This is a genomic window from Streptomyces sp. CNZ287, from assembly GCF_007827615.1.
The window spans coordinates 162,966-187,226 of record NZ_VISV01000010.1 but is presented as its reverse complement, the minus strand read 5'-3'; the positions used below and the strand labels follow the sequence as shown (position 1 = coordinate 187,226).

General features: G+C 72.5%; 15 protein-coding genes, 3 tRNA genes and 2 pseudogenes. 11 read left to right on the top strand and 9 right to left on the bottom strand.

Annotated features, from left to right (window positions below; all coding sequences use genetic code 11):
- Nucleotides 1-39: 39 nt before the first annotated feature.
- Nucleotides 40-957: a PhzF family phenazine biosynthesis protein gene (locus tag FB457_RS19675; RefSeq protein ID WP_145782604.1), complete on the top strand. Its 918-nt coding sequence runs from the start codon at nucleotides 40-42 to the stop codon at nucleotides 955-957.
- 210 nt (nucleotides 958-1,167) lie between these two features.
- On the opposite strand, the pseudogene FB457_RS19670 reads toward FB457_RS19675, so the two are convergent.
- Nucleotides 1,168-1,320, bottom strand: a pseudogene (locus tag FB457_RS19670) (winged helix-turn-helix transcriptional regulator); the annotation flags it as partial.
- A 329-nt stretch (nucleotides 1,321-1,649) separates the two neighbouring features.
- On the opposite strand from FB457_RS19670, the gene FB457_RS36285 reads away from it, so the two are divergent.
- On the top strand, nucleotides 1,650-1,787 hold the full coding sequence (locus tag FB457_RS36285) for a site-specific integrase (RefSeq protein ID WP_486589078.1): 138 nt from the start codon (nucleotides 1,650-1,652) through the stop codon (nucleotides 1,785-1,787).
- Nucleotides 1,788-1,919: 132 nt separating this feature from the next.
- Here FB457_RS36285 and FB457_RS19660 read toward each other — a convergent pair.
- From FB457_RS19660 to FB457_RS19650, 3 genes are all read right to left on the bottom strand, one after another.
- Nucleotides 1,920-1,993: transfer RNA gene (locus FB457_RS19660), tRNA-Phe, on the bottom strand.
- 55 nt (nucleotides 1,994-2,048) lie between these two features.
- Nucleotides 2,049-2,126: transfer RNA gene (locus FB457_RS19655), tRNA-Asp, on the bottom strand.
- Nucleotides 2,127-2,244: 118 nt separating this feature from the next.
- A complete protein-coding gene (locus tag FB457_RS19650; RefSeq protein WP_047017165.1) occupies nucleotides 2,245-3,153 on the bottom strand; it encodes an amidohydrolase family protein in 909 nt (302 codons plus the stop codon).
- A 261-nt stretch (nucleotides 3,154-3,414) separates the two neighbouring features.
- Between FB457_RS19650 and FB457_RS19645 the strand changes: the two genes are divergently transcribed.
- Both FB457_RS19645 and FB457_RS19640 read left to right on the top strand, forming a co-directional pair.
- Nucleotides 3,415-5,496 carry a SpoIIE family protein phosphatase gene (locus tag FB457_RS19645; RefSeq protein ID WP_145782602.1) on the top strand — a complete coding sequence of 694 codons (2,082 nt, stop codon included), beginning with the start codon at nucleotides 3,415-3,417 and terminating at the stop codon, nucleotides 5,494-5,496.
- 225 nt (nucleotides 5,497-5,721) lie between these two features.
- Nucleotides 5,722-9,087, top strand: a complete 3,366-nt coding sequence (locus tag FB457_RS19640) for a S8 family peptidase (RefSeq protein WP_047017167.1) — start codon at nucleotides 5,722-5,724, stop codon at nucleotides 9,085-9,087.
- Nucleotides 9,088-9,216: 129 nt separating this feature from the next.
- On the opposite strand, the gene FB457_RS19635 is transcribed toward FB457_RS19640, so the two are convergent.
- Together FB457_RS19635 and FB457_RS19630 are read right to left on the bottom strand one after the other, a co-directional pair.
- A complete protein-coding gene (locus FB457_RS19635; protein WP_145782600.1) occupies nucleotides 9,217-10,413 on the bottom strand; it encodes a glycosyltransferase family 4 protein in 1,197 nt (398 codons plus the stop codon).
- On the bottom strand, nucleotides 10,410-11,747 hold the full coding sequence (locus tag FB457_RS19630; protein ID WP_486589077.1) for a sulfotransferase family protein: 1,338 nt from the start codon (nucleotides 11,745-11,747) through the stop codon (nucleotides 10,410-10,412). The genes FB457_RS19635 and FB457_RS19630 overlap by 4 nt, the downstream gene beginning before the upstream one ends.
- A gap of 564 nt (nucleotides 11,748-12,311) precedes the next feature.
- Here FB457_RS19630 and FB457_RS19625 point away from each other — a divergent pair.
- Both FB457_RS19625 and FB457_RS19620 read left to right on the top strand, forming a co-directional pair.
- Nucleotides 12,312-14,357: a glycoside hydrolase family 6 protein gene (locus FB457_RS19625; RefSeq protein WP_145782661.1), complete on the top strand. Its 2,046-nt coding sequence runs from the start codon at nucleotides 12,312-12,314 to the stop codon at nucleotides 14,355-14,357.
- Between the two features lie 218 nt (nucleotides 14,358-14,575).
- Nucleotides 14,576-16,006: a M28 family metallopeptidase gene (locus FB457_RS19620; protein ID WP_145782596.1), complete on the top strand. Its 1,431-nt coding sequence runs from the start codon at nucleotides 14,576-14,578 to the stop codon at nucleotides 16,004-16,006.
- Between the two features lie 89 nt (nucleotides 16,007-16,095).
- On the opposite strand, the gene sigJ is transcribed toward FB457_RS19620, so the two are convergent.
- Nucleotides 16,096-17,031, bottom strand: coding sequence for an RNA polymerase sigma factor SigJ (sigJ, locus tag FB457_RS19615; RefSeq protein ID WP_047017172.1), 936 nt, complete (start codon nucleotides 17,029-17,031; stop codon nucleotides 16,096-16,098).
- Between the two features lie 155 nt (nucleotides 17,032-17,186).
- On the opposite strand from sigJ, the gene FB457_RS19610 reads away from it, so the two are divergent.
- On the top strand, nucleotides 17,187-19,361 hold the full coding sequence (locus tag FB457_RS19610) for an MMPL family transporter (protein WP_173534865.1): 2,175 nt from the start codon (nucleotides 17,187-17,189) through the stop codon (nucleotides 19,359-19,361).
- A gap of 144 nt (nucleotides 19,362-19,505) precedes the next feature.
- On the opposite strand, the gene FB457_RS19605 is transcribed toward FB457_RS19610, so the two are convergent.
- The gene (locus FB457_RS19605) at nucleotides 19,506-20,282 is read right to left on the bottom strand and encodes a FadR/GntR family transcriptional regulator (protein WP_216725714.1); all 777 of its coding nucleotides are present in this window, start codon (nucleotides 20,280-20,282) and stop codon (nucleotides 19,506-19,508) included.
- Between the two features lie 101 nt (nucleotides 20,283-20,383).
- Between FB457_RS19605 and FB457_RS19600 the strand changes: the two genes are divergently transcribed.
- From FB457_RS19600 to FB457_RS19590, 3 genes are all read left to right on the top strand, one after another.
- The gene (locus FB457_RS19600) at nucleotides 20,384-20,944 is read left to right on the top strand and encodes a gluconokinase (protein WP_145782594.1); all 561 of its coding nucleotides are present in this window, start codon (nucleotides 20,384-20,386) and stop codon (nucleotides 20,942-20,944) included.
- 144 nt (nucleotides 20,945-21,088) lie between these two features.
- Nucleotides 21,089-22,495: a GntP family permease gene (locus tag FB457_RS19595; RefSeq protein ID WP_145782592.1), complete on the top strand. Its 1,407-nt coding sequence runs from the start codon at nucleotides 21,089-21,091 to the stop codon at nucleotides 22,493-22,495.
- A gap of 149 nt (nucleotides 22,496-22,644) precedes the next feature.
- Nucleotides 22,645-22,717: transfer RNA gene (locus FB457_RS19590), tRNA-Glu, on the top strand.
- A gap of 27 nt (nucleotides 22,718-22,744) precedes the next feature.
- Here the strand turns inward: FB457_RS19590 and FB457_RS19585 are convergent.
- Nucleotides 22,745-23,328 (bottom strand): annotated as a pseudogene (locus tag FB457_RS19585) (GNAT family N-acetyltransferase).
- 112 nt (nucleotides 23,329-23,440) lie between these two features.
- Between FB457_RS19585 and FB457_RS19580 the strand changes: the two are divergent.
- A complete protein-coding gene (locus FB457_RS19580) occupies nucleotides 23,441-24,235 on the top strand; it encodes an SAM-dependent methyltransferase (protein ID WP_047017176.1) in 795 nt (264 codons plus the stop codon).
- The last annotated feature ends 26 nt before the right edge of the window (nucleotides 24,236-24,261 follow it).

The window sequence follows — 24,261 nt, the reverse complement described above, 5'->3', positions numbered from 1 at the left end:
GCACTGAAGCAGCGTTCCGGCGCATCTACACTGCGGCTCATGCCTGTCGTCGAGGAATCCGAGGGTCCGTGCGCGAGCGGGCGCGGCCTGCCCGTTGCGATCGTCGACGCGTGTTTGCGAGGCGGACTCGGCGGGAGTCCGACCGCGGTTCTTCAGCAGCCGCCCGCGAGCGAAGCCGAGCGCCGCCGCATACCCGCACTGCTGAGCACATCCCACGCCGTCTTCGTCCGCGAGGAGGGCCGCGAGGGCGGCCTCCCCGTGGTCTCGATGCGTTTTTCCACCGCCGAGGGGGACCTGCCCGCGTGCGGCCACGGTACGGTGGCCGCGCTTGCGGTCCTGGCCGAAGGCGCGGGCACAGAGGAGTATCGGGCCGTTCTGCGCGTCGCGGGGACGACGTTCACCGGCCGAGCCGTGCGCAACCGGGACGGGCTCGTCGAGGCCGTCTTCGAGACGGACTGCATCGCGCTGCGCGCCGCCACCCCCGCCGAACGCGGCCTCGTTCTACCCCCCTTGGGCCTCGCTGCGGGCGAGATGGGCGAGGCGTGCGTCGCCACGCTGGGGCGTCCGCGGATGCTCCTCGCGCTCCCCTCCCGCTCGGCGCTCGCCGCCCTGGCCCCGGATGCGGACCGGCTCCGCGCCGCGTGCGACCGATTCGGCCTGCTGGGCTGCTATGTCTACTGCGAGCCGGACGCCGACGGCCGCACCGCCGCCCGCCTGTTCGCCCCGTCCATCGGCGTCCCGGAGGACATCGCGAACGCCAACAGCACCGCCTGCCTCGCCGCCCACCTGGCACCCCGCGGGATCGCCCGCATCGCCGTGGACATGGGCGACTCCCTCGGCCACCCCGCCACCATCACCGCAGGCAGCAGGAAAACCTCGCAGGGCCCGCTGGTCCACGTCGGTGGCGTGGCAAGGATCGCTCGCAGAATCACCGTCAAGGCGGACGACCTGGCATGACCGCGCCACGGCGCTGCGGCCCAGGCTGTCACCCGCCGATGAAGGTCCGGATGAACGGCCGCCACACCACCCTGTTGCTCGGGCGTTGCCGGTGCTCACGAACGCCGAGGTCACCCGGTGACCGACGTTCATCCCCAGACGATCACCGTCGTCGTAGTCGGCGCGTACCGGGACGCCAGCGGTGAGGGTACGGGTGACCAGGCCGTCGCGTTCGAGCGTGCGCAGGGTCTGGGTGAGCATCCTCTGGCCGATGCCGGCGATGGTGGTGCCAAGTTCGCTGCACCGGCGCGGGCGGTCCGTCAAGGGTTTGTCTAGTAGGTACGGCCGCCCCCTGGAGTTTCTCTGTGCAGATTTACGGTGCATCCCCGGACCTCGTCCGGCAGACCTGCGCCCGCATGGCCAACAACGCCCAACTCATCCGGCAATCCGGCGGTTAAGTCGTCCCGAACCAGGAGGAGGCACAGGAGTGATCAGTCATACCCGTCACAGCGTCACCGCACAGGCTTCCGCCGGCGCTGTCCTCGGAGCGCTGACCGTCCCCGAGGTGATCTTTGCGCTCCGTATCAGCCGCAGCAAGGTTTACGGCCGCATTTCGTTCCCGCAGGTCACCCAGCTTCACGATCGGCCGCTCACGCCGGATTCCCGTCGGCGAAGTGGACCTACATGCGCGAGCGAATGGAGGACGATTCCTGATGGCCAAGCGTGCCAACGGCGAAGGCTGCATCACCCGCCGCAAAGACGGGACCCACTCGGCCGTCTTGCTCCTGCTCGACCTCGGGGCGCCGCCGCACATCGTTCGCCGGATCGCCGGCCACAGCGACATCGGGTGACGATGAAGGTCTACGCCCATGCCTCCCCGGACGAGCGGCGGAGGGCACGGCGGCGTCTCGGCGACCGGCTCTCCTGGCGCCCGTCGGCGCACGAGGGCATGAAAACGCCCCCTCCGAGGAGGGGGCGGCGTGTGGCTGGGGCCGGGGTCGAACCGGCGACCTTCCGCTTTTCAGGCGGACGCTCGTACCAACTGAGCTACCCAGCCCGGTGGCTGGGGACCGGGGTCCCCAGTCGGGTGGCCCCTCAGGCGTGCCTGAGGGTGGCGGTCCTGACGGGATTTGAACCCGCGGCCTCCACCTTGACAGGGTGGCGAGCACTCCAAACTGCTCCACAGGACCAGGCTTGCGCGAGCCCTAGTCTCGCACAGGTGATGCGTGATCCCTACCGGGATTCTCCGTCGTCGGCTACGGGCCGTGACGTCGCTGGATCAGCGTAGCAGAACCCCGGCCGGGTCCCCTAAACGAAGCCGCGGGTCGCCTCCAGCCCGAAGAGGCGGGCCGCGTTGTCGTGGCAGACGGCGCGGAGCCAGTCGTCGTCCTGGTCCTGGGTGGTCAGCGCGTCCAGGGCCGCCGCGTACGGGTACGGGGTGTTCGGGAAGTCCGTGCCCAGCAGGATGCGGTCCCGCAGGGCGGCCAGGCGGGGGCGGGCGTGGGGTGGGAAGGGGGCGGCGGACTCGGAGAAGGCGGTGAACGCCATCGTCGTGTCGAGCATGACGTCCTCGTGGCGCTCCGCCAGCGTCAGGAAGTCCTCGTACTCCGGCATCCCCAGGTGCGCCACGATGAGCCGCAGCCGCGGGTGCCGCTTCAGCAGCGCCGCGATCGGCGCCGGGCCGGTGTACGGGCCCGGGACCGGGCCGGAGCCGCAGTGGGTGACGACCGGGAGGGCGGCGTCGGCGAGGAGGGACCAGACCTCGTCGAGCACGGGGTCGTTCGGGTCGTACGCGCCGACCTGGAGGTGGCACTTGAACACCCGCGCCCCCTGCCCCACCGCCCGCCGTACGTCGTCCGCCGCGCCCGGCTCCGCGAAGAACGTCGCCGTGTGCAGGCAGTCCGGGGTGCGGGCGGCGAAGTCGGCGGACCAGTCGTTGAGCCACCGCGCCATCCCCGGCTTGTGCGGGTACAGCATCGACGTGAACGCGCGTACCCCGAAGCCGCGCAGCAGCGCCACCCGCTCGGCCTCTTCCTGCCGGTACATGATCGGCCAGGGCCGTCCGACCAGCGGGCCGGCGGCATCGAAGTACGCCCACACCTTCGCCAGCACCCGCTGCGGCATGAAGTGGGTGTGCACGTCGATCAGATGCTCCAGGCCGAGCGCGCGGCGGAACTCCGCCACCCGGTCGCGTTCGGCATTGCCGGCGCTGGTCACAGGGCTCTTCTCCCGTTCGGCTCGGGCAGGGGTCGAAAGCCTGCCTCCGTCGATCGTCCCCCGGCCCGGATGCGGTCCGTAAGCCGTCTCGGTGAGGAGAGACGGACGACTCAGCCGGCGTACCTCCCCGCCGGTGCCCGGCACGCCACGAGGCTGCTCCCTCCGGGCGAGGCGCGGAAGCCGCCCCACCCACGCCTCGCCCGGATGGGCAGAATGCCGCAAAGCAGCATATTTTGCTCGCTGAAGCATAAAATGTGGGCAATGCGCACCGAAGAGGTCCTATCCGGTCTGGGTACGGGCGTCTGGCGCTGGGCGGCGCACACCGACCGGGTCGTGCTGGATCCGCAGGCCGCCCGGCTGCTCGGGCTGCCGCCCGCGTGCGTCACCGTGCATGCCTCCGCGGTACGCGGCCGGCTGCACGGCGTCGACTTCATCGAGCTCAACGGCATCCTCGACCTCGCCCTCGCCGAGGGCACCCTCGCCGAGGGCCGGCTGCGGGTCGTCGACACCGAGGGTGACGTCGTACGGGTGGTGCGCTGCCGGATGCGGGCGCTGGAGTCGGCGCCGGGGGAGCAGACGGACATCGTCGGCACCATCCAGGAGGTCATCGACGCACCCGCCGGGCCCGCCGCCGGGCCGCCGGGGACCAGCGACTGGCGGCTGTCGCGCGAGGCGTTCCTGCTCTCCGCCGGCCGCGCGCTCGCGGAGGCGCGCTCGACCGACCAGGTGCTGCGGGTGGCGGCGTCGCTGTCGATGCCGGGGTTCTCACCGGACGGCATGGGGGTCTTCGCGGTGGAGGGCGACGACCTGGTCCTCATCGGTCAGCACGGCTACCGCCCCGAGGAGACCGGGCCCTTCCGCACCATCCCCATGGACTCCTCCTTCCCTTCCGCGGAGGCGGCCCGCACCTCCCGCGCGGTGTACATCGCGGGACGCGAGGAGTACGAGCGCCGCTTCCCCGAGGCGTGGCGGTACGTGCAGGCCGTGCCGCGCGGGTCGTGGGCGTTCCTGCCGCTGATCGCCGAGGGGCGGACGGTCGGGGCGTGGATGGCGGCGTTCGAGGACGTGGTGCCGTTCACGCCGGACGAGCGGTCGGTGCTGACGACGGTGGCGCGGATGCTGGCGCAGGCGCTGTCCGACGCACACGTACACGAGTCCGAGCGGGAGCTGGCGGACGGGCTGCAGCGCAGCATGATGCCGGCGGTCGCGCGCGTCCCCGGCTTCGACGTGGCGGCGCGGTACGTCCCCTCCGGCGGCGGGCTGCAGATCGGCGGCGACTGGTACGACGTCTTCGGCCTGCCCTCCGGGCAGACGGCCCTGGTCATCGGGGACGTCCAGGGGCACGACGTACGGGCCGCGGGGCTGATGAGCCAGCTCCGTATCGCCATCCGCGCGTACGCCTCCGAGGGCCACCGCCCGGACGCGGTGCTGGCCCGGGCCTCCGCCTTCCTCACCCGGCTCAACGAGCGGCGGGCCGGCGACCCCGCCGACGCCCGCTTCGCCACCTGCCTGTACCTCCAGGCCGACCCGGTGACCGGCACGCTGACGGTGGCCCGCGCCGGCCACCTCGACCCGGCGGTGGCGCTGCCCGACGGCACGCTGATCATCCACCCCAGCGACGGCGGCCTGCCGCTCGGCGTCGAGGACGACCCCGTGTACCCGCTCTCCGAGCACAAGATCGACCCGGACGAGACGATGCTCCTGTGCACCGACGGCCTGGTGGAGACCGGTGGCCACGACCTGTACAGCGGGCAGGCCCGGCTCGGCGCCGCGTTCGGGGCGACGCTCGGCGCGGATCTGGAGACGGTGGCGGAGGCGATCGTGGACACGGTCACGGGGCCCGGTTCGTACGCCACCCGCGGGCCGCACTCCGGGCGCAGCCAGGACGACATCGCGTTCGTCCTGCTCCGCACCGCGGGCGCGACCCGGCTGGCGCACCCGGAGTCGGAGCGGCACATGTACCTGGCGGTGCCGCAGTCCGAGCAGCAGCGCATCTCCGACGCCCGGCACCAACTGCGCGGCCTGCTCTACGACTGGGCGACGGCGGACCAGATCGACGCGGCGGAGCTGGCGCTCTCCGAGATGATCGCGAACGTCATGGTGCACACCGACAGCACCGCCAACGTCCTCGCGGACCTCACGGGACCGCCGGGACGGCGCGTACTGCGGATGACGATCGCCGACGCGGACGGCAACCTTCCGCACCGCAGGCACCCGGGGGAGATGGGGTCGTCGGGCCGCGGGGTGCTGCTGTTGCAGGCGCTGTGCGACAACTGGGGCGTGGAGCCGCGGGGGGACGGCAAGGCGATCTGGGCGGAGTTCCGCGAGGAGGACCAGGAGTGAGCTGTACGGCGGGTAACGTCCGTACGAACAGCAGTGCTTGTTCTCGCTGAACAAAACCGCCCGCTGAACAACTCTCCTCACCACCCCCTGACCTGCGCTCTCGCCCCGCCGTCCGGCAAACCGCTCAACGGAGGGAGTAACTCCGCGCGGTTTGTCGGATCATTGTGCGAATGAGGGCGGGGGCGCCAGTGACTCCCGGCCTCGTGAGGCAATGGGAGGGGTTCAGTGCGCAGACACATCAAGAGGGCGAGGGCCGCAGCCTTAGCGGCTGCCGCGGCGACGGCGCTCACGGCGGGCCTCACGGCCGCGCCCGCGGCGTCCGCCTCGCCGGCAGCCGGCTCGGCCGGCGCTGCCGGGTCGTCCGGGGGGAACGGCCAGGCGCAGTACGCGAAGCAGGGCGGCACCTGGGTGACGCTGATCACCGGTGACCGGGTACGGGTCGACGCCGACGGCAAGGCCGTGGTGATCGACCGGGGGCCGGGCCGCGCGGGGATACCCGTACGCACCTTCGAGCGGGACGGCCACACCTACGTCGTCCCGCGGGACGCCACCGCGCTCGTCGCGGACGGCACGCTGGATCGCCGGCTGTTCGACGTCACGTTGCAGGCGCGCCCCGAGTACGTACGCCAGCAGCGCGCCGGCCTGAAGCTCATCGTCGACTACCGCGGCGAGAGCCCCGCGGCGCAGAACCGGCTGCACGCCGCCGACGGCACCGACGTCGAGCACCGCTTCCCGCGGCTCAACGCCGAGGCCGTCACCACCGCCAAGGGCGAGGCGGCCGGGGCCTGGAAGGCGCTGACGCGTGCCCAGCGCGGCGGCAGCGCCGCCGAGCCGCTGGCCGCCGAGTCCGGGGTCAAGCGCGTCTGGCTGGACGGGGTGCGCCGCGCGAGCCTGGACGTCAGCGTGCCGCAGATCGGCGCCCCCGCCGCCTGGGAGGCCGGCTACAAGGGCGACGGCGTGAAGATCGCCGTGCTCGACACCGGCGTCGACGAGACCCACCCGGACCTCGCGGGGCAGGTCGTCGCCAGCGAGAACTTCACCCCGGCCGCCGACGCCGAGGACCGCTACGGCCACGGCACCCACGTCGCCTCCATCGCGGCCGGTACGGGCGCGAAGTCGGGCGGCAAGTTCACCGGCGTCGCGCCGGAGGCGAAGCTGCTCGCGGGCAAGGTGCTCGACGACGACGGCTACGGCGACGACTCCGGCATCCTCGCCGGCTTCGAGTGGGCCGTCGCCCAGGACGCCGACATCGTCAACCTCAGCCTCGGCGGCGGCGACACCCCCGAGGTCGACCCGCTGGAGGAGGCCGTCAACCGGATCTCCGCCGACGAGGGCGTGCTCTTCGCGGTGGCCGCCGGCAACGAGGGCTCCGGCAGCCACACCATCTCCTCGCCCGGATCCGCCGACGCCGCGCTCACCGTGGGCGCGGTCGGTGCGAACGGCGGCCTGGCGGGCTTCTCGTCCCGCGGCCCGCGGATCGGCGACAGCGCGGTCAAGCCCGACGTCACCGCCCCCGGCGTGGCGATCACGGCGGCCGCCGCGCCCGGCAGCGTCATCGACCAGGAGGTCGGGCAGAACCCCGAGGGGTATCTGACGATCGACGGTACGTCCATGGCGACCCCGCACGTCGCGGGCGCCGCCGCGCTGCTGGCCGAGCAGCACCCGGACTGGACGGGCCAGCAGCTCAAGGCCGCGCTCTCCGCGTCCGCCAAGCCCGCCGCCAAGCGCGGCGCGTTCGGCCAGGGCGCCGGGCTCATCGCCGCGGACCAAGCGGTGGGGCAGTCGGTGGTGAGCGAGCCGACGTCGCTGAGCTTCGGCCGGCAGGAGTGGCCGCACCAGGACGACCAGCCGGTGACGAAGACCATCACCTACCGGAACTTGGGCACCGAGGACGTCACGCTGTCGCTGACCGCGTCCACCGTGCAGCCCGGCGGCGCCGCCGCGCCCTCGGGGATGTTCAGCATGGGCACCGACGTGATCACCGTCCCGGCCGGCGGCACCGCCGAGCTGCCGGTGACCGTCGACACCCGCCGCGGCGGGGACGTCGACGGCGCCTACTCGGTGTACGTCACCGCGACCGGCGACGGCCAGCGCGTCGTCACCCCGGGCGGCGTGGAGCGCGAGGGCGAGGCGTACGACGTCACCCTGAAGTTCCTCGGCCGCGACGGGCAGCCGACCACGGACGGCACCGCGCTGCTGACCGGCATGGAGGAGAGCAACTGGGAGATCTGGGAGGAGCGCGCGGGCCAGAGCACCGCCACCGTGCGCGTGCCCAAGGGCCGTTACCTGCTCAACGGTGACGTCGCGAAGTTCGACGGCGACACGCTCACCGAGTACGACTGGATCAACCAGCCGCGCCTGGACGTCACCGGGGACACGACCGTCACCCTCGACGCCAGGACCGCGAAGCCGGTCGACCTCACCGTGCCGGACGGCGCTGCCGTGCGGACGAACCTCGACGTCACCGTGGACGTCAGCGCGGATGCCGGGGGCATGGGGCTGGGCACCTCCGTCGAGGGCGACGTCGACGCCCGCACCGCGCACCTCGGCCCGGCGCTCGCCGCCGGCGAGCTGTACCAGCAGGTGCAGGCGAACTTCGCGAGCGGCGCGCGCACCGAATACCAGACCGTCTACAGCGACGCCAACCGCACCACCGCCTGGACCGGCATCACGCGGGCCACCCCGCAGAGCGAGCTGGCCAAGCTCGACCTCACGCTCGGCTCCTCGGCGGAAGGCCGGCAGGGCCTGGTCTGGGCGGTGCCGTACATCGGCGGGAGCACCGGCGCCACGGCCACGGCGAGGGAACTGCCGTACAAGGGCACGCTCTACGTGCGCGGCGGCGACCGCATCAACTGGCAGCTGGAGTACTGGCAGCTCGGCGAGGAGTGGGAGGACATCGCCTACAGCACGGAGGCGCGCACCTACGCCGGCGGCAGCACGTACAAGGAGTCCTTCAACGCCGCCGTGGTCGGCCCGATCCTCACCAAGGACACCGGCGTCTACCGCGACGGCAACACGATCGACGCCCTGCTCCCGGTCTACCTCGACAACCCCGCCCACTACGGCTACTCGCAGTACGAGAACGCCGACACCACCCTCTACCGCAACGGCACGAAGCTGGGGTCGGTGGCCGACATCCCGATCGGCGTGGGGTTCACGGTGCCGGCGGGCAGCGCCGACTACAAGCTGACCACCAGCTCCACCCGCCCGGCCACGGTGGCGCGGACGTCCACGAAGGTGACCGCCACCTGGACGTTCTCCTCCGCCAGTACCGACAGCCCGAAGAAGCTGCCGTTCTCCGTGGTGCGCTACTCGCCGACGCTGTCGGCGGCGAGCAGCTCCAACGCGGGCGCGACGAAGTCGGTGCCGGTGAAGGTGCTGGGCTCGGCGGCGGGCAGCAACCTCAAGTCGCTGACCGTGTGGGCCTCCACCGACGGGGGCGCGACCTGGAAGGAGCTGCCCGTGCGGGACGGCAAGGTGTCCGTGGTCAACCCGGCCGCGGGCAAGAGCGTGTCGTTCAAGGCGAAGGCCGTGGACAAGCAGGGAAACAGCGTCCAGCAGCGGATCTTCGACGCCTACCGGGCGCGCTGACCGCGAGCGCGTCATGCCGGACATGCCGTACGGGCCGTACGTGAACGGTCGCTGACCGGCCCGTACGGCAGCACGGCAGCACGGCCCTTGGTCCAAAGACGGATCAAGGGCCGTTTCCCGTACGGTCCCTCAGGCCGCCGTCCGTACGAGCTTCCGCCGCGGCGCCGCCCGCTCCGCCGCCAGCGACGCGAACAGCTCCTCCCACCGCGGATGCACCGCCTCCGGCGCGTACATCCGCGACTTGGCGAGCGCTGCCATGCCCATGTCCACGCGCATGCCCTCGTCGTCCATCATCTGCCCCATGGCCACCGCGAGCGCGCCGACGTTCTTCGGCGGTACGAGCAGCCCCTCGCGGCCGTCGGTGAGGACGTCCGCCGGCCCCGTCGGGCAGTCGTAGCTGACCACCGGCAGGCCGTGCGTCATCGACTCGATCATCACCATCGGCAGGCCCTCGAAGCGCGAACTCAGCACGAACATCGACGCCTTGGCCAGTTCGTCGTCGAGCCGGGCAGTGAAGCCCATGAGGAAGACGTGGTTGTACACGTGGTGCCGCTCGATGAGCCGCCGGAGCTGCGGTTCCTTGTCGCCGGTGCCGAAGATGCGCAACTGCCAGTCCGGGCGGGTGGCGACGGCCTGCGCGAACGCCGGGATGAGGAGGTCGAAGCCCTTCTGGTTCTTCAGCCGGCCCGCCGCGACCACGATGTGGTTCGCGTACGTCGACTGCCGCTTCGTGCCCGTGTGGACGGCGTTGGGGATGCACACGACGCGGGTGCCGGGCAGCAGCCGCGCGTACTCCTCGCGGTCCCGCCCGGTGAGCACGGCGACCGCGTCGAAGCGCGAGTAGAGCCGGGTGATGGCGGCGCGCACGTCGGGGTGGTGGGTGGCCAGGTTCATGTGCTCCTGGCCGACCCGGATCACGTCGGTGCTGGCGTGCTGCGCGGCGAGGATGTTGAGCGACGGGCGGGTGGTGACGAGCACCCCGCCGCGCAGCCGCGCCATCCAGCGGATCACCCGGGTCTCCACGTCCCGCGTGAAGTGCTCGCGCGAAACTTCGCCGTTCGGCACGAACCGGGAGGGCCGGCCGCGGTTGCTGAACCGGGCGGCCCACACCCGCGGTTCGGGGCCGGCGGGGGCGCCGTAGGAGTCGACGATCGCGGTCACCCGCACCCGCCGGTCCAGCGGGAACCACGGCGACTCGCGGCGGCGCAGGACGCTGATCACCTCGACGTCGTGGCCCGCGGCGGCCATGGAGCCGGCCTGGTTGAAGACCGTGCGGATGGTGCCGCCCTTGCCGTACGCGTTCAGGAGCAGATAGCGGATCTTCACGAGAGCGTCCGGGAGAGGTCGTCGCGGAGCTGGCACGCGATGGAGAGGTTGTCGCGGACGGTGTAGTAGGGCTTGACCTGGATCGTGTCGGCGTCGGACGACACGGACTGGGCGGGGAACACCATGATGTTCTTCTTCTGCTCGATGTCGTCGAGGATCCGGGTGGCCCGCAGCCGGACCTCCCGGGCGCCCGCGCCCGTGGTGAGGTGGAGGTCCCACTTCGCCGGCAGCGCGATCCCGGAGGGCGCCAGGTCGACGACGGGCACGCTGGCCTCGAACGTGTCGCCGTGCAGCGTCGCGGGGTAGTCCAGGCGGCGCTCGGGCGAGCCGGTGAGCGTGACCGCCAGCCGCCAGCGGGGCGCGGGCTCCTCGGCCGCCGGGACGCCGTGGAGGCGGCCGACGATGCGGATGAGCCCGTCGCGCGGCCAAACCTCGGTGACCTCGGCGCAGGGGTCGTCGGCCGCCGCGTCCGCGGGCGCTCCCGCGGGGTCCGTGAGGTAGCCCCACGCGGCGCTGATCTCCCGCAGCGGCTCGGGCACCTCGGCGGGCTCGGGCAGCGCGCGGCCCTGCTGGACGCGGCCGCTGCGGATCTTCTCCTTCCAGTCGCCGAGCCCCTTGGGCAGCTCGCCCTCCTCGCGGGTGCCGTAGTCGAGCATCTCCGGCTCGTACGCGATGCCGAGGAAGTCGCAGATGCTGCGGAGCACGCTCTCGGGGTCGGTGGTGAGGTCCTCGTAGCGCACGAGGTGTCCCGGCAGCTCCCGGCGGGCGCGCTCGGTGGCGCGGGTGTAGTGCAGCGCCTGGAGCGCGGCCTCTTCGGGGGTGCGCTGGGAGGGGTCGGCCTCGTACCAGGACTGGGCGATGGAGGCCGGGTGGCGCAGCAGGAAGACGAAGCGGGCGTCGGGCCAGCAGGCGGCGATGCGCTGGTACGCGAAGGCGTTGTTCGGCGTCTTCTCGACCAGGATGTCCTTGCCGGAGCGGACCAGCTCGCGGTGGAGCACGCGGTCCCAGAGCAGGTGCTCCAGGTCGGTGCGCTGGAGGTCCAGCTCGTTCATCGCCTCGACGGCCAGCTCGGTGCCCGCGGTGACCTCCAGCCGGCGCACGTGCAGTTCGTGCGGCGCGTGCAGCCGGGAGTGGCCGCCGAGGAGCATGCGCAGCAGGGTGGCGCCGGAACGTACCGGGGTGATGATGAAGACGGGCTGCCGGATCAGCCGGTCGACCTGCGGGTTCCGGGGTGGGCGGTAGTCGGGCCGGCGGCCGGGGCGCACGGCGGGGGCGGCGGCCTTCGTCTTCTTCCGGTGCGGCTTGGGCGCGCGCCGGATCTGGAGGCCGGTCAACCGGCCCAGTGCTCTGTTCAGTAGCCGCAGCATTGTCCACCCGTCCGTGCGAGAGGTGTTTCCGGCCCGGAAAACGACGCGGGGGGCGAAGGGTTGCGCTCCGGCGGATTCTTCAGATCTCCGTACGGGGGAACCTGCCGGTGAGGCGGGGGGTGCTCGAACGGTTCGTGCGCGGGGGGTTGACAGCCCCGCGGGCTTGCCCGACGGTGGGAGCGCTCCCATAGCTTCAAGCCTTGCACGCAGTACGCACGTGGCACGTACGTGGCAGGCAGTGCGCCGCGCACGTGCTCCGCACGTCGATCCGAGGGCACTCCCCCACGTGCCGCGCACGCACGCAAAGCCCCGGTGGCGGGAGAGCCTTCCCGCTGCGTCCCGCCACCGGTCCCGCTATCCGAGAGGAGCACGAGAGCCGCGATGACAGTGCGAAGAAGCAGCAGTGGAACCGGCAGTGGCGGCAGCCCCGGCCGAAGTGGCGGACCACGCGCCAGCACCCGTGCCCGTACGCGCCGCAGACCGTGGCGGCCCGCCGCAATCCTCGCCGCACTCGCCGTCGGCGCCACGCTGGTGCTCACCGGCACCGCGGCGCCCGCCGCGGGCGCGGCGGCCGCCCGCGTGGACAACCCGTACGCCGGCGCCACCCCGTACGTGAACCCCCAGTGGGCCGCGAGGGCCACCGCCGACGGCGGTGAGGCGATCGCCGACCAGCCCACCTTCGTCTGGATGGACCGCCGCGCCGCCATCGGCGGAATCGGCGCGGCCTGGGGTCTGGAACGGCACCTGGACGAGGCGCTCGACCAGGGTGCCGACCTCTTCCAGGTCGTCATCTACAACCTGCCGGGCCGCGACTGCTCCGCGCTCGCCTCCAACGGCGAGCTGAAGCCCGAGGAACTCGGCCTCTACAAGTCCGAGTACATCGACCCGATCGCCGACATCCTGGCCGACCCCAAGTACGCCAGCCTGCGGATCGTCACGCTCATCGAGCCGGACTCGCTGCCCAACATGGTCACCAACGCCGGCGGCACCGACGGCTCCACCGACGCCTGCGTACAGATGAAGCAGCTCGGCAACTACGAGAAGGGCGTCGGCTACGCGCTGAGCACGCTGGCCGACATCCCCAACGTCTACAACTACGTCGACGCCGCCCACCACGGCTGGCTCGGCTGGGACTCCAACCTGGCGCCCGCCGTGGACGAGTTCAAGAAGGCCGCCACCTCCGAGGGCGCCACCGTCTCCGACGTGCACGGATTCATCGTCAACACGGCCAACTACTCCGCCCTGCACGAGCCGTACTTCGAGGTGGGCGGCAACGTGGGCAGCACCCCGGTGCGGCAGGCGGAGTGGATCGACTGGAACCAGTACGCCGACGAACTGTCCTACGCCCAGGCGCTGCGCGACCTGCTCGTCTCCCGCGGCGGCTTCGACCCGGGCATCGGCATGCTGATCGACACCTCCCGCAACGGCTGGGGCGGCGCGGCCCGGCCCACCGGCCCCGGGCCGACGACCTCCGTGGACGCCTTCGTCGACGGCGGCCGCGTCGACCGGCGCATCCACGCCGGGAACTGGTGCAACCAGTCCGGCGCGGGTCTGGGCGAACGGCCCGTCGCCGCACCCGAGTCGGGGATCGACGCGTATGTGTGGGCCAAGCCCCCGGGCGAGTCGGACGGCTCCAGCCGCCCCATCGACAACGATGAGGGCAAGGGCTTCGACCGGATGTGCGACCCCACGTACGAGGGCAACCCGCGCAACGGCAACAACCCCACCGGCGCCCTCGCGGACTCCCCGCTCGCCGGTCACTGGTTCTCCGCGCAGTTCCGCCAGCTCGTCGCGAACGCCTACCCGCCGGTCGACGGCGGCGGTCCCGGCCCCGGCGACGACACCCAGGCGCCGACCGTGCCCACCGGGCTCCGGGTGACCGGGACGACGGGCGCCAGCGCCTCCCTGTCCTGGACGGCGTCGAGCGACAACGTCGGCGTCACCGCGTACGACGTCTTCCGCGACGGCACGCAGGTCGGCTCGACGGCCGGCACATCGTTCACGGACAGCGGGCTGCGGGCGAGCACGTCGTACGCCTACGCCGTCCGCGCCCGCGACGCGGCGGGCAACGCCTCGGCGCGTACGTCCACGGTGACCGCCACCACCGGCAGCGACGGCGGCGGGGGCGGCGCGGTGAAGGTGCAGTACAAGAACACCGACTCGGCCGTGACCGACAACCAGATCCGGATGGGCCTCCAGCTCGTCAACACCGGCAGCACGCCGGTGAACCTGGCCTCGGTCAAGGTCCGCTACTGGTTCAGCGGCGACTCCGGCGCGACGTCGTTCTCCACGTGGTGCGACTGGGCCGTCGTCGGCTGCGGGAGCGTCACGCACGGCGTGAGCGCGTCCGGCTCCTCCGCACCCGGCGCGGACCGGTACCTGGAGGTCGGCTTCGGCTCCGGCACGCTGGCGCCGGGCGCGTCGACGGGCGAGATCCAGGTGCGGCTGGCGAAGAGCGACTGGTCGACCTTCAACGAGGCGGACGACTACAGCCGCGCGACGAACACCGGCTACGCGGACAACCCGCGGGTCGGCGTCTACTCCTCCGGCACCCTCACCTGGGGCACCGCCCCCTGACCGGGCGGGCGGACCCTCCCCCGCCCGCCCGCCCCGGACCACCCGTCCGGGCCCGACGCCCCCACCCGGCCCACCACCGGCGTGGGGGCGTCTCGTTCCGCCCGGTGCGGCCGGCCTCGGTATGCCGTGGCGCGGGGTTGTCAGGTGCGTCGGCGTCAACGAGCATGGCAGCACCCGTAATTGACATGGCCACTGCCAGTTTACGGAGGGGAGACCCCGTGTCGCCGCACCCGCGAGGTACGAACCGGAGGACCGTCCTGGCGGCCGGTGCCGCCGCCACCGCCGCCGCCGGGATCACGGCCGGGCCCGCCGCCGCGAGCGGCCCCGCCGCGCCCGCGGACCAGGGCGCCGGCCGGCCGCCCGCCACCGCCCAGCGGCCGGGACGGGAGCTGCGGGCCCTGCTCGCCGAGGTGGACGCCGGCCGGATCGAGGCCGACGTACGCCGCCTCGCCGCCTTCGGCACCCGGCACACCCTCTCCGTCCAGGACGACCCCGACCGCGGCATCGGCGCGGCCCGCGACTGGATCCACCGCCGGATGCGCCGGCACGCCGCCGCCTCCGGCGGGCGGATGACCGTCGAGCTGCAGTCGTACGTCCAGCAGCCCGCCAACCGCATCCCCGTCCCCACCCGCATCACCAACGTCCTCGCCACCCTGCGCGGCGACACCGACCCCGACCGCGTCTACGTCGTCTCCGGCCACTACGACTCCCGCGCCAGCGACGTCATGGACGCCACCTCCGACGCCCCGGGCGCCGACGACGACGCCTCCGGCGTCGCCGTCGCCATGGAGCTGGCCCGGGTGCTGGCCACCCGCCGCACCGCCGCGACGATCGTGCTGGCCGCGGTGGCGGGGGAGGAGCAGGGGCTGTACGGGGCCGCGCACATGGCGGAGCAGTTCCGGGCCGGCGGCGTCCGGGTCCAGGGCATGTTCACCAACGACATCGTCGGCAGCTCCACCGCCGACGACGGCACCCGCGACCCCCGGACCGTACGGCTCTTCGCCGAGGGCGTCCCCACCGCCGAGACCCCCGCCGAGGCCAACACGCGCCGCTCCGTCGGCGGCGAGAACGACTCCCCGGCGCGGCAGCTCGCCCGCTTCGTCCGCGACGTGGCGGAGAACGACGCCACCGGCATGGGCGTCCGGGTGATCTACCGCCGCGACCGTTACCTCCGCGGCGGCGACCACATCCCGTTCCTCGAACGCCGCTTCCCCGCCGCCCGCTTCACCGAGCCCGCCGAGGACTACGCGCACCAGCACCAGGACGTCCGTGTGGAGGACGGCAAGCAGTACGGCGACCTGCCCGACTTCTGTGACTTCGACTACGTCGCGCGCGTCGCGAGGGTCAACCTCGCCGCCGTCTGGACCCTCGCCCAGGCCCCGGGCACGCCGACGGGCGTGGGCATCGTCACCTCCGCGCTGACCAACGACACCGAGCTGGTGTGGGACCGCGGTACGGAGCCGGACCTCGCCGGGTACGAGGTGGTGCGGCGGGAGACGACGGCGCCGGAGTGGACGGAGGTGGAGCCGGTCGGCGACGTGACCCGGCACACCGTGCGCGCGTCGAAGGACAACCTCTTCTTCGGCGTACGGGCCGTGAACCGCGCCGGGCAGCGCAGCCCGGTGGCCTTCCCGGTCCCGCGGAGCTGAGTGCCGGGCCCCGGGCCCTCCGGGCCCCCCGGGGCCGCCGGGGCCGCCGCGGACGGCGGCCCCGCTCGGTCCGGGTCTCGGCCCGGGTCTCAGTCCAGGTCCGGGACCCTCGCCAGCTTGTCGGGGTTGCGCATGATGTCGATCGCCGTGATCCGCCCCGCGTCCACCGTGAACGACAGCACCGACAGATACCCGTCGTTGCCCCGCATCGCCAGCCCCGCCGTGCCGTTGACCTTGATCGGACGGATGTCCAACGGGCCCACGTAGCCCGCGTACGCGACGATCATCTGCGCCACCCGGCCCGACTTGCGCTCGGTGCGCTGGAGCGTGACGGCCTTGCCGCCGCCGTCGCCCCGCAGCACCACGTCCGGGTCGAGGAGCGCGATCAGCCCCGGCAGGTCGCCGTCCTGGCACGCCGCCGTGAACGCCGCCACCAGCTCCCGCTGCTGCGCCTCCGTCGCCGGCGTCCGCGGCCTGCCGTCCTCTACCTGCCGCCGCGCCCGCGACGCCAACTGCCGTACCGCCGCCGGCGAGCGGCCGACGACCTCGGCGATCTCGGGGAACGGCACGCTGAAGACGTCGTGCAGCACGAACGCGGTGCGCTCGGCGGGCGACAGCCGCTCCAGCACCACCAGCAGCGCCATGCTCACCGACTCGTCCAGCGTCACCCGGTCGGCCGGATCGTCCGAGCGCTCCGCCACCAGCGGCTCGGGCAGCCACGTGCCCACGTACTGCTCGCGCCGTGCCCGCGCGCTGCTCAGCGCGTCCAGCGCCAGCCGGCTGACCGTCGTCGTCAGCCAGGCCGTCAGGTCGCGGACATGGCCGGGGTCGTCGAGCCGCCGCAGCCGCAGCCACGCCTCCTGCACGCAGTCCTCGGCCTCCACCAGGGAGCCGGTCATCGTGTACGCCACACGGAGCAGCCGCGGCCGGTTGGCCTCGAAAGACCGCGCGAGCCGTTCTTCCGTGTCCCGCGGGGCGCCCTCTAGGGTGTCCGGTGCGGCTTCCTGCGCGTCCCGATTCGTCATTCCCCTGTCCCGTTCAGCCGAAGGGCCGGTCACATGGTGACACGGCCCGGTTCCGACGAGTGTCCATGTCACACCTCGAAGGGCTACGTCGTCAACAGGCTACGGAAGCCCGGGGCCACCCCGGGGACGCTTGACGACCCTCCGGGGAAGAGACCATGACGATGACCGATAATCGAGAAGAGACCGCGGAACCGCCCCTGCAAAAGGGGGTGTTCGTCCGGGTCGGGGGTTTCGCCTACCGACGCAAATGGATCGCCGTGATCCTGTGGGTGGCGGTCCTGTTCGGCGTGTACGGCGTGGCCACCGCCGTGGGCGACACCTACAAGGACGACATGTCCCTCCCGGGCACCGAGGCGCAGGCCGCCGCCGACCTGCTGGCGGAGCACGGTGCGGAGCGCGCCGGGGACACCATCGACATCGTCCTGCACGACGAGGGCGGGCTCGCCCAGGTGCAGCAGCGCGTCGACCCGATGCTCGCGGAGGTCGCGGAGCTGCCCAACGTCGGCGGCGTCCAGAGCGTCTACGAGAACCCGAACGCCATCTCCGAGGACGGCACGATCGGCTACGCCACCGTGCAGCTCGAGGTGCCGTCGGTGGACATGCCGGTGGAGGACACCGAGCGCATCCTCGACGCCGCACAGGAGATCGAGGGCGAGGGACTCCAGGTCGAGCTGGGCGGTGAAGCCGTCCGGGCGCTGGCGGAGGGTGAGACCGGCGTCGGCGAGATGGTGGGCCTCGTGGCCGCGCTGGTCATCCTGGTGGTGATGTTCGGCACCTTCATCGCGGCCGGCCTGCCCATCGTGATCGCCCTCTTCGCGGTCGGCTCGACGGTCGGGGTCATCATCCTGGCGTCGCACCTCTTCACCATCGCGTCCTGGACGCCGCCGGTCATGTTCCTCGTCGGCCTCGGCGTCGGCATCGACTACGCGCTGCTGATCTTCGCGCGCTACCGGACCGAGCTCGTGAAGGGCGTGGAGCCGGAGCGGGCCACCATCACGGCCATGGACTCCGCGGGCCGGTCGGTCTTCTTCGCCGGCTGCACCGTCCTCCTGGCGCTCCTCGGCCTCACCGCCCTCGGGCTCGGCTCGATCCAGGGCATGGCGCTCTCCGTGGCACTGACCGTGCTGATGACGATGATCGCCTCGCTGACCCTGCTGCCCGCGCTGCTCAGCATCTTCGGCAAGCGCTTCGCCCGCCAGTTCCTCGCGCGGGCCGAGAAGCGCAAGGCCAAGGGCAAGGCCCAGGACGGCGAGCGGTGGCGGAAGCTCGCGACGGCGGTGCAGAAGCGCCCGCTGGCCGCCCTGCTGACGGCGGCGGTGCTCCTCGGCGCCCTCGCCTTCCCGGCGCTGAGCATCCGCCTCGGCTTCAACGACGCGGGCAACGACCCGAGCGACTCCACCAGCCGCCAGGCGTACGACCTGCTCTCCGACGGCTTCGGCCCCGGGTTCAACGGCCCGCTGCTGGTCGTGACCGAGGGCGGCGACGGCACCGCGGAAGAGGCCGCCACCGCGGCGGCGCAGACGCTGGGCGAGACCGAGGGCGTCGCCGCCACCGCGCCCCCGATTCCCACGCCTGACGGCGAGGCCGCGATGGTCCTCGTCTACCCCGTCACCTCGCCGCAGGACGAGAAGACCACGGAGCTGGTCGGCACCCTCCGCGACGACGTGCTGCCGGGGCTGACGGCGGACAACGGCGCGGAGTACTTCGTGGGCGGCGGAACGGCCGCGTCCGAGGACTACGCCGGCAAGCTCGCCGACCGGATGCCCCTGTTCATGATCATCGTCGTGGGGCTCGCGATCGTCCTGCTCATGGCGGTCTTCCGATCGATTCTCATCCCGCTGAAGGCCGCGTTCCTCAACCTCCTCAGCATCGGCGCCGCGCTGGGCGTGATGAAGCTGGTCTTCCAGGACGGGCGGTTCGGCTTCGAGGGCGGACCGATCGAGGCGTACGTGCCGGTGATGATCTTCGCGATCGTCTTCGGCCTCTCGATGGACTACGAGATCTTCCTCATCTCCCGCATGCACGAGGAATGGGTCAACTCCAAGGACGGCGACCCCTCGCGCGCCGTACGGGAGGGCCTGGCCCACACCGGCTCGGTGATCACGGCGGCGGGCTCGATCATGATCGTGATCTTCGCGGCCTTCATCCTCAGCCCGACCCGGATGCTCCAGCAGTCGGGCCTGGCCTTCGCGGTGGCGATCTTCGTCGACGCGGTCATCATCCGGTGCATGATCGTGCCCGCGGCGATGGAGCTGATGGGCAAGCGCGCCTGGTGGCTGCCGGCGCCGCTCGCGAAGATCCTGCCGAAGGTGGAGCTGGAGAAGCACTGACGGCCTCCGGCTCACAGGAGCCGGAGAGCCGAGGGGCCCCGCCGGTCGTCGAAGGACGACGGGCGGGGCCCTTTGCCGTACGGGGACGGGCGTACCGGACGCAGGCGCGCGTCACCGGTGGGCGTGAGGTGCCCGTACGTGCGCTCACCCCCTGCGCGTACGCGGCTCCCACAGCGGCAGCATCGCGTGCCGCACCTCCGCCAGCAGCTCCCGCATCCCGGTCTCCGCGTCCCGCGGCCGGCCGCCCGCGACCGCGTCGGCGACGGCCTCGTGCAGCTCGAGGGCCGCGGGCTCGGGGTGGTGGGGCATGAGGCCGAGCTGGGTACGGCCCTGGAGGACGACGGCGACGACGTCGGCGAGCGCGCCGAACATCTCGTTGCCGCTGGCCTGGAGCAGCAGGGTGTGGAAGGCGATGTCCGCCTCCAGGAAGCGGTCGAGGTCGCCGGCCTCGCCGAGGGTGCGGAGGGTGGCGGCGATCTCGGTGGCCCGTTCGCGTTCCGCGGCGGAGGCGCTGCGGGCGGCGGCACCGGCGGCGAGCGGCTCGACGGCGATGCGGAGTTCGGTCAGCGAGCGGAGCTGGGCGTTGCGGCCGGGGCCTGAGAGGCGCCACCAGATGACGCGGGGGTCGTAGACGTTCCACGAGGCGCGGGGCTGGACGGTGATGCCGACCCGGCGGCGGGAGCGGACCAGGCCCATCGACTCCAGGATCCGCATGGTCTCGCGGGCGACGGTGCGGGAGACGCCGAAGCGCTCGCGGATCTGCTCCAGGGTGAGCACGTGGCCCTCGGGGAGGGCGTTGCCGGTGATCTCCTCGCCGATGGTGTCGAGGACCGAGCTGTGCAGGACGGCGGAGTCGGTGGCGGGGGGCGGCGGGGACGTCGCGTTCTCCCGCTTCCCATGGCCAACGCCCTGTAGCTCCACCGCTGAAGAGTATCCCGGGCAGGGTCCTTCCCCGATCTCGCACATTGGTGCTACCTTTCCCGGCGATTGGTAACACCATTCTTGGTTCCAGGGAGGTCTTGATGTCCCCGCCTTCCACGCACCGGCGGGCCACTCCGGGCACCCACACCGGGCTCGTGGTCATGGGCGTCTCCGGCGCCGGCAAGAGCACCGTCGCCCGGCTTCTGGCCGACCGGCTCGGCTGGGCGCTCGCGGAGGCCGACGACTTCCACCCCCGTACGAACATCGCGAAGATGCGCGCCGGTACACCCCTCACCGACGCCGACCGCGAGCCGTGGCTGCGGGCGATCGCCGCGTGGCTGGCGGGGTGGGCGGACGCCGGTGAGAACGCGGTCGTCACCTGCTCCGCCCTCAAGCGCGCCTACCGCGACATCCTCCGCGAAGCGGGCCCGCGCGTGCGCTTCGTCCACCTGCACGGCGACCACGACACGCTCGCCCGCCGACTGGGCGGCAGGTCGGGGCACTTCATGCCGCCGGCGTTGCTGGATTCGCAGTTGGCGGACCTGGAGCCGCTGGCGGGGGACGAGGACGGGGTGGCGGTGGACATCGGGGGGACGCCGGAGGAGGTGGCGGAGGAGTCGCTACGCCGCCTGGGCCTGCCCCAGCCCCCACCGGCCGGCTAACGCCTCGCCCCTCAACCCGCTCACCCCTCACCCTCCCCTCAACCCGCTCACCCCTCACCCTCCCCTCAACCGCTCACCCGATCCGCCCCCTCACCCCCGACCGCAACCCCGTCCCCGTACCCGAGAAGCGATGGAGCTTTTCCGATGACGACGGTGCATCTCGCCCAAGAGGTCGAAGACTGGACCCAGACGATGTCCGCGGGCCCGCTGCTCGCGATAGCCGGCGCGGCCGTGGCCGTGCTCCTCTTCCTGGTGATCTACCTGCGCGTGCACGCCTTCCTCGCGCTGGTCACCATCAGCATCCTCACCGCCTTCGCCGCCGGCATCCCGGCCGCCCAGGTGATCCCCGTGGCGACCGCCGGCTTCGGCACGACGCTGGGAAGCGTCGCGCTGCTCGTCGGTCTCGGCGCGATGCTGGGCCGGCTGGTGGAGGTGAGCGGCGGCGCGCAGAGCCTCGCGGACGCCATGATCCGGAAGTTCGGCGAGGACCGCGCCCCGTTCGCGCTCGGCGTCGCGTCGCTCATCTTCGGCTTCCCGATCTTCTTCGACGCCGGCCTCGTCGTGATGCTGCCGATCGTCTTCACCATCGCCCGCCGCCTCGGCGGCGGCGTCCTGCGCTACGGGCTGCCCGCCGCCGGCGCGTTCTCCGTCATGCACGTCTTCGTGCCGCCGCACCCCGGCCCGGTCGCCGCCACCGAGCTGCTGGGCGCGGACGTGGGTCTGGTCGTGGCGATCGGCGTGGTCATGGCCATCCCGATCTGGTACGTCACCAGCTACCTCTACGGCCTGTGGATCGGCGAGAAGATCGTCCTCCAGGTGCCGGACATCCTCACCGGCGGCCCGCAGGAGGAGAAGGACACCGACCCGCCGAGCGCGGCCACCGTCATCGGCCTGCTCCTCCTCCCGCTGGTGCTGATCTTCGCCAACACCGGCCTGGACACCGCCCGCGCGGCGGGCTGGGTGGAGGACACGGAGTCCTGGTACAACGTCGCCCGCGCCCTCGGCTCGACGCCGGTGGCGCTGCTGCTGACGGTCTTCGTCGCGTCGTACGTCCTGGGGACGCGCCGCGGCAAGGGCCTGGAGATGATCGAGAAGCTCGTCGACTCGGCGCTCGGCCCGGTCTGCGCGATCATCCTCATCACCGGCGCCGGCGGCATGTTCGGCGGCGTCCTGCGCGCCAGCGGCATCGGCGACGCCCTCGCCGACGCCATGAGCGACCTGGGCCTGCCGGTCATCATCGTCGCGTACGTCGTCGCCACCGCACTCCGCATCGCCCAGGGCTCCGCGACGGTCGCCCTGACGACGGCCGCGGGACTGATCCAGCCGGTGGTGCTGGACGCGGACTACAACGCGGTACAGCTCGCGGCGATCGTGCTGGCCACGGCGGCGGGGTCGGTGACGGCCAGCCACGTGAACGACTCGGGCTTCTGGCTGGTGGGGAGGTTCTTCAACATGGACGTGAAGACGACGCTGAAGACCTGGACGGTGATGGAGACGACGATCGGCCTCTCGGCCTTCGGCCTCGCCTCACTCCTCTTCGTCATCGCCTGAGCCGCCCGGGTCCCTCCGGGCCCCCCGTCCCACGGCCCGCCGGATGCGCGCGAGGGCTGGGCAGGAATCGTTTTGGCGATCTCCCCCGCCATCCCATATCCTGCTGGAGCCCCCGAGCGCAGCTCAGCCAGCGCCCCGGCGGGCCGTCGGCCCTCATCGTCTAGTGGCCCAGGACGCCGCCCTTTCAAGGCGGTAGCACGGGTTCGAATCCCGTTGGGGGCACCCACACACCAAGGCCCTGACCAGCAGCTATGCGGTCGGGGCCTGGTTGTCGGCGGCTCCTGGCCGCAGGTGCAGAACCATGGACTCGTACAGAGGGGCGGAGGCACTGGGCTGCGACGTGCCGAGCTTCCGGTACCCCCACGACTCGTACGCGGCCCGCGCCGGCGCCGCCTCGGGCTCCGGCCGCACGGTGAGCGTCACCCGCTCCACCGCCAGGCCGTCGAGGAGCGCGGCGTGCAACCGGCGGGCGACCTCCTGCCGCCGCCAGGGCTTGCGCACGGCCGGCTCGATCACGGCGAAGGTGCGCTGCCCGTCCGCGGCGGTGAACTCGGCGGGCGGGGGCCGGGGGAGGTTGCGCCACCACCCGGTGCCGGGCGGCAGGCGGAAGCCGTAGGCGAAGCGGGCGACCTCCTCGCCGCGGTCGAGGGCCAGCGCCACACGGAAGCCGGGCCGCCGGACTGCACGGCGAACAACTCGGCGAAGCCCGCGACGTCCTCCGGGCCCTCGCGGTACGGCGGCTCGGCGTAGATCTCCCAATACGCGGGCAGGAACGCCTCAAGCTTCGCCGCCGCCGCGGACCCCTGGTAACACCGCACCGTCACCTCAGCCATGCGGCTCCCTCCACGTGGCTGTCGCCGTGCGCGATGACGGGCAGGAGGGTCGAACCGGGGTCGTACTGCCGTTCTGCCGTACTACTGTGGCGCACGTCGAGAGGAGCGCAGTGTGGCAACGGAGGGCTTCCGTTTCGAGGAGATCGACGTCAGCAGGCCGCATCCGGCGCGGATCTACGACTACCTGCTGGGCGGCAAGGACAACTACGAGGTCGACCGCCAGGCCGGCGAACAGCTCGTCGCCGCCGCCCCCGAGGCGCGGATCGGGCTGCGCGCCAACCGGGCGTTCCTCCAGCGCGCCGTCCGCCACGTCGTCGCCGACGGCATCCGCCAGATCCTCGACATCGGTACGGGCCTGCCCACCGCGCCGAACGTGCACGAGACCGCCCAGGAGACCGCGCCGGAAACCCGGGTGGTGTACGTCGACAACGACCCCATCGTCCGCGCCCACGCCGACGCGCTCCTCAGCCAGGCCGGCGCGACGAGCATCGTGCAGGCCGACGTCCGCGACGTGCGGTCCATCCTGGACCACCCCGACGTCCGCCGGGTCCTCGACTTCGACGAGCCGGTCGCGGTGTTCCTCGTGGCCGTGCTCCACTTCCTCACCGACGCGGACCGGCCCCGGGAGATCGTCGCCGCCCTGCGCGACGCGCTGCCGTCCGGCAGCTTCCTGGTGCTCTCGCACGCCACCGGCGACTTCGCCGACCGCACCGACGCGCAGGCCGTCTACGACAAGGCCACCGCGGGCCTGAACCTGCGCACGTACGCGGAGATCGAGCCGTTCTTCGACGGCTTCGGCCTGGTCGAACCCGGCTTGGTGCAGGTCCCGTTCTGGCGCCCGGACATGCCGCCGCCCGAGCGGTACCAGGAGATCGGCATCTACGCGGGCGTCGGCCGCAAGGACTGACCGGCGCCCCGCGGCGTTGTCAGACC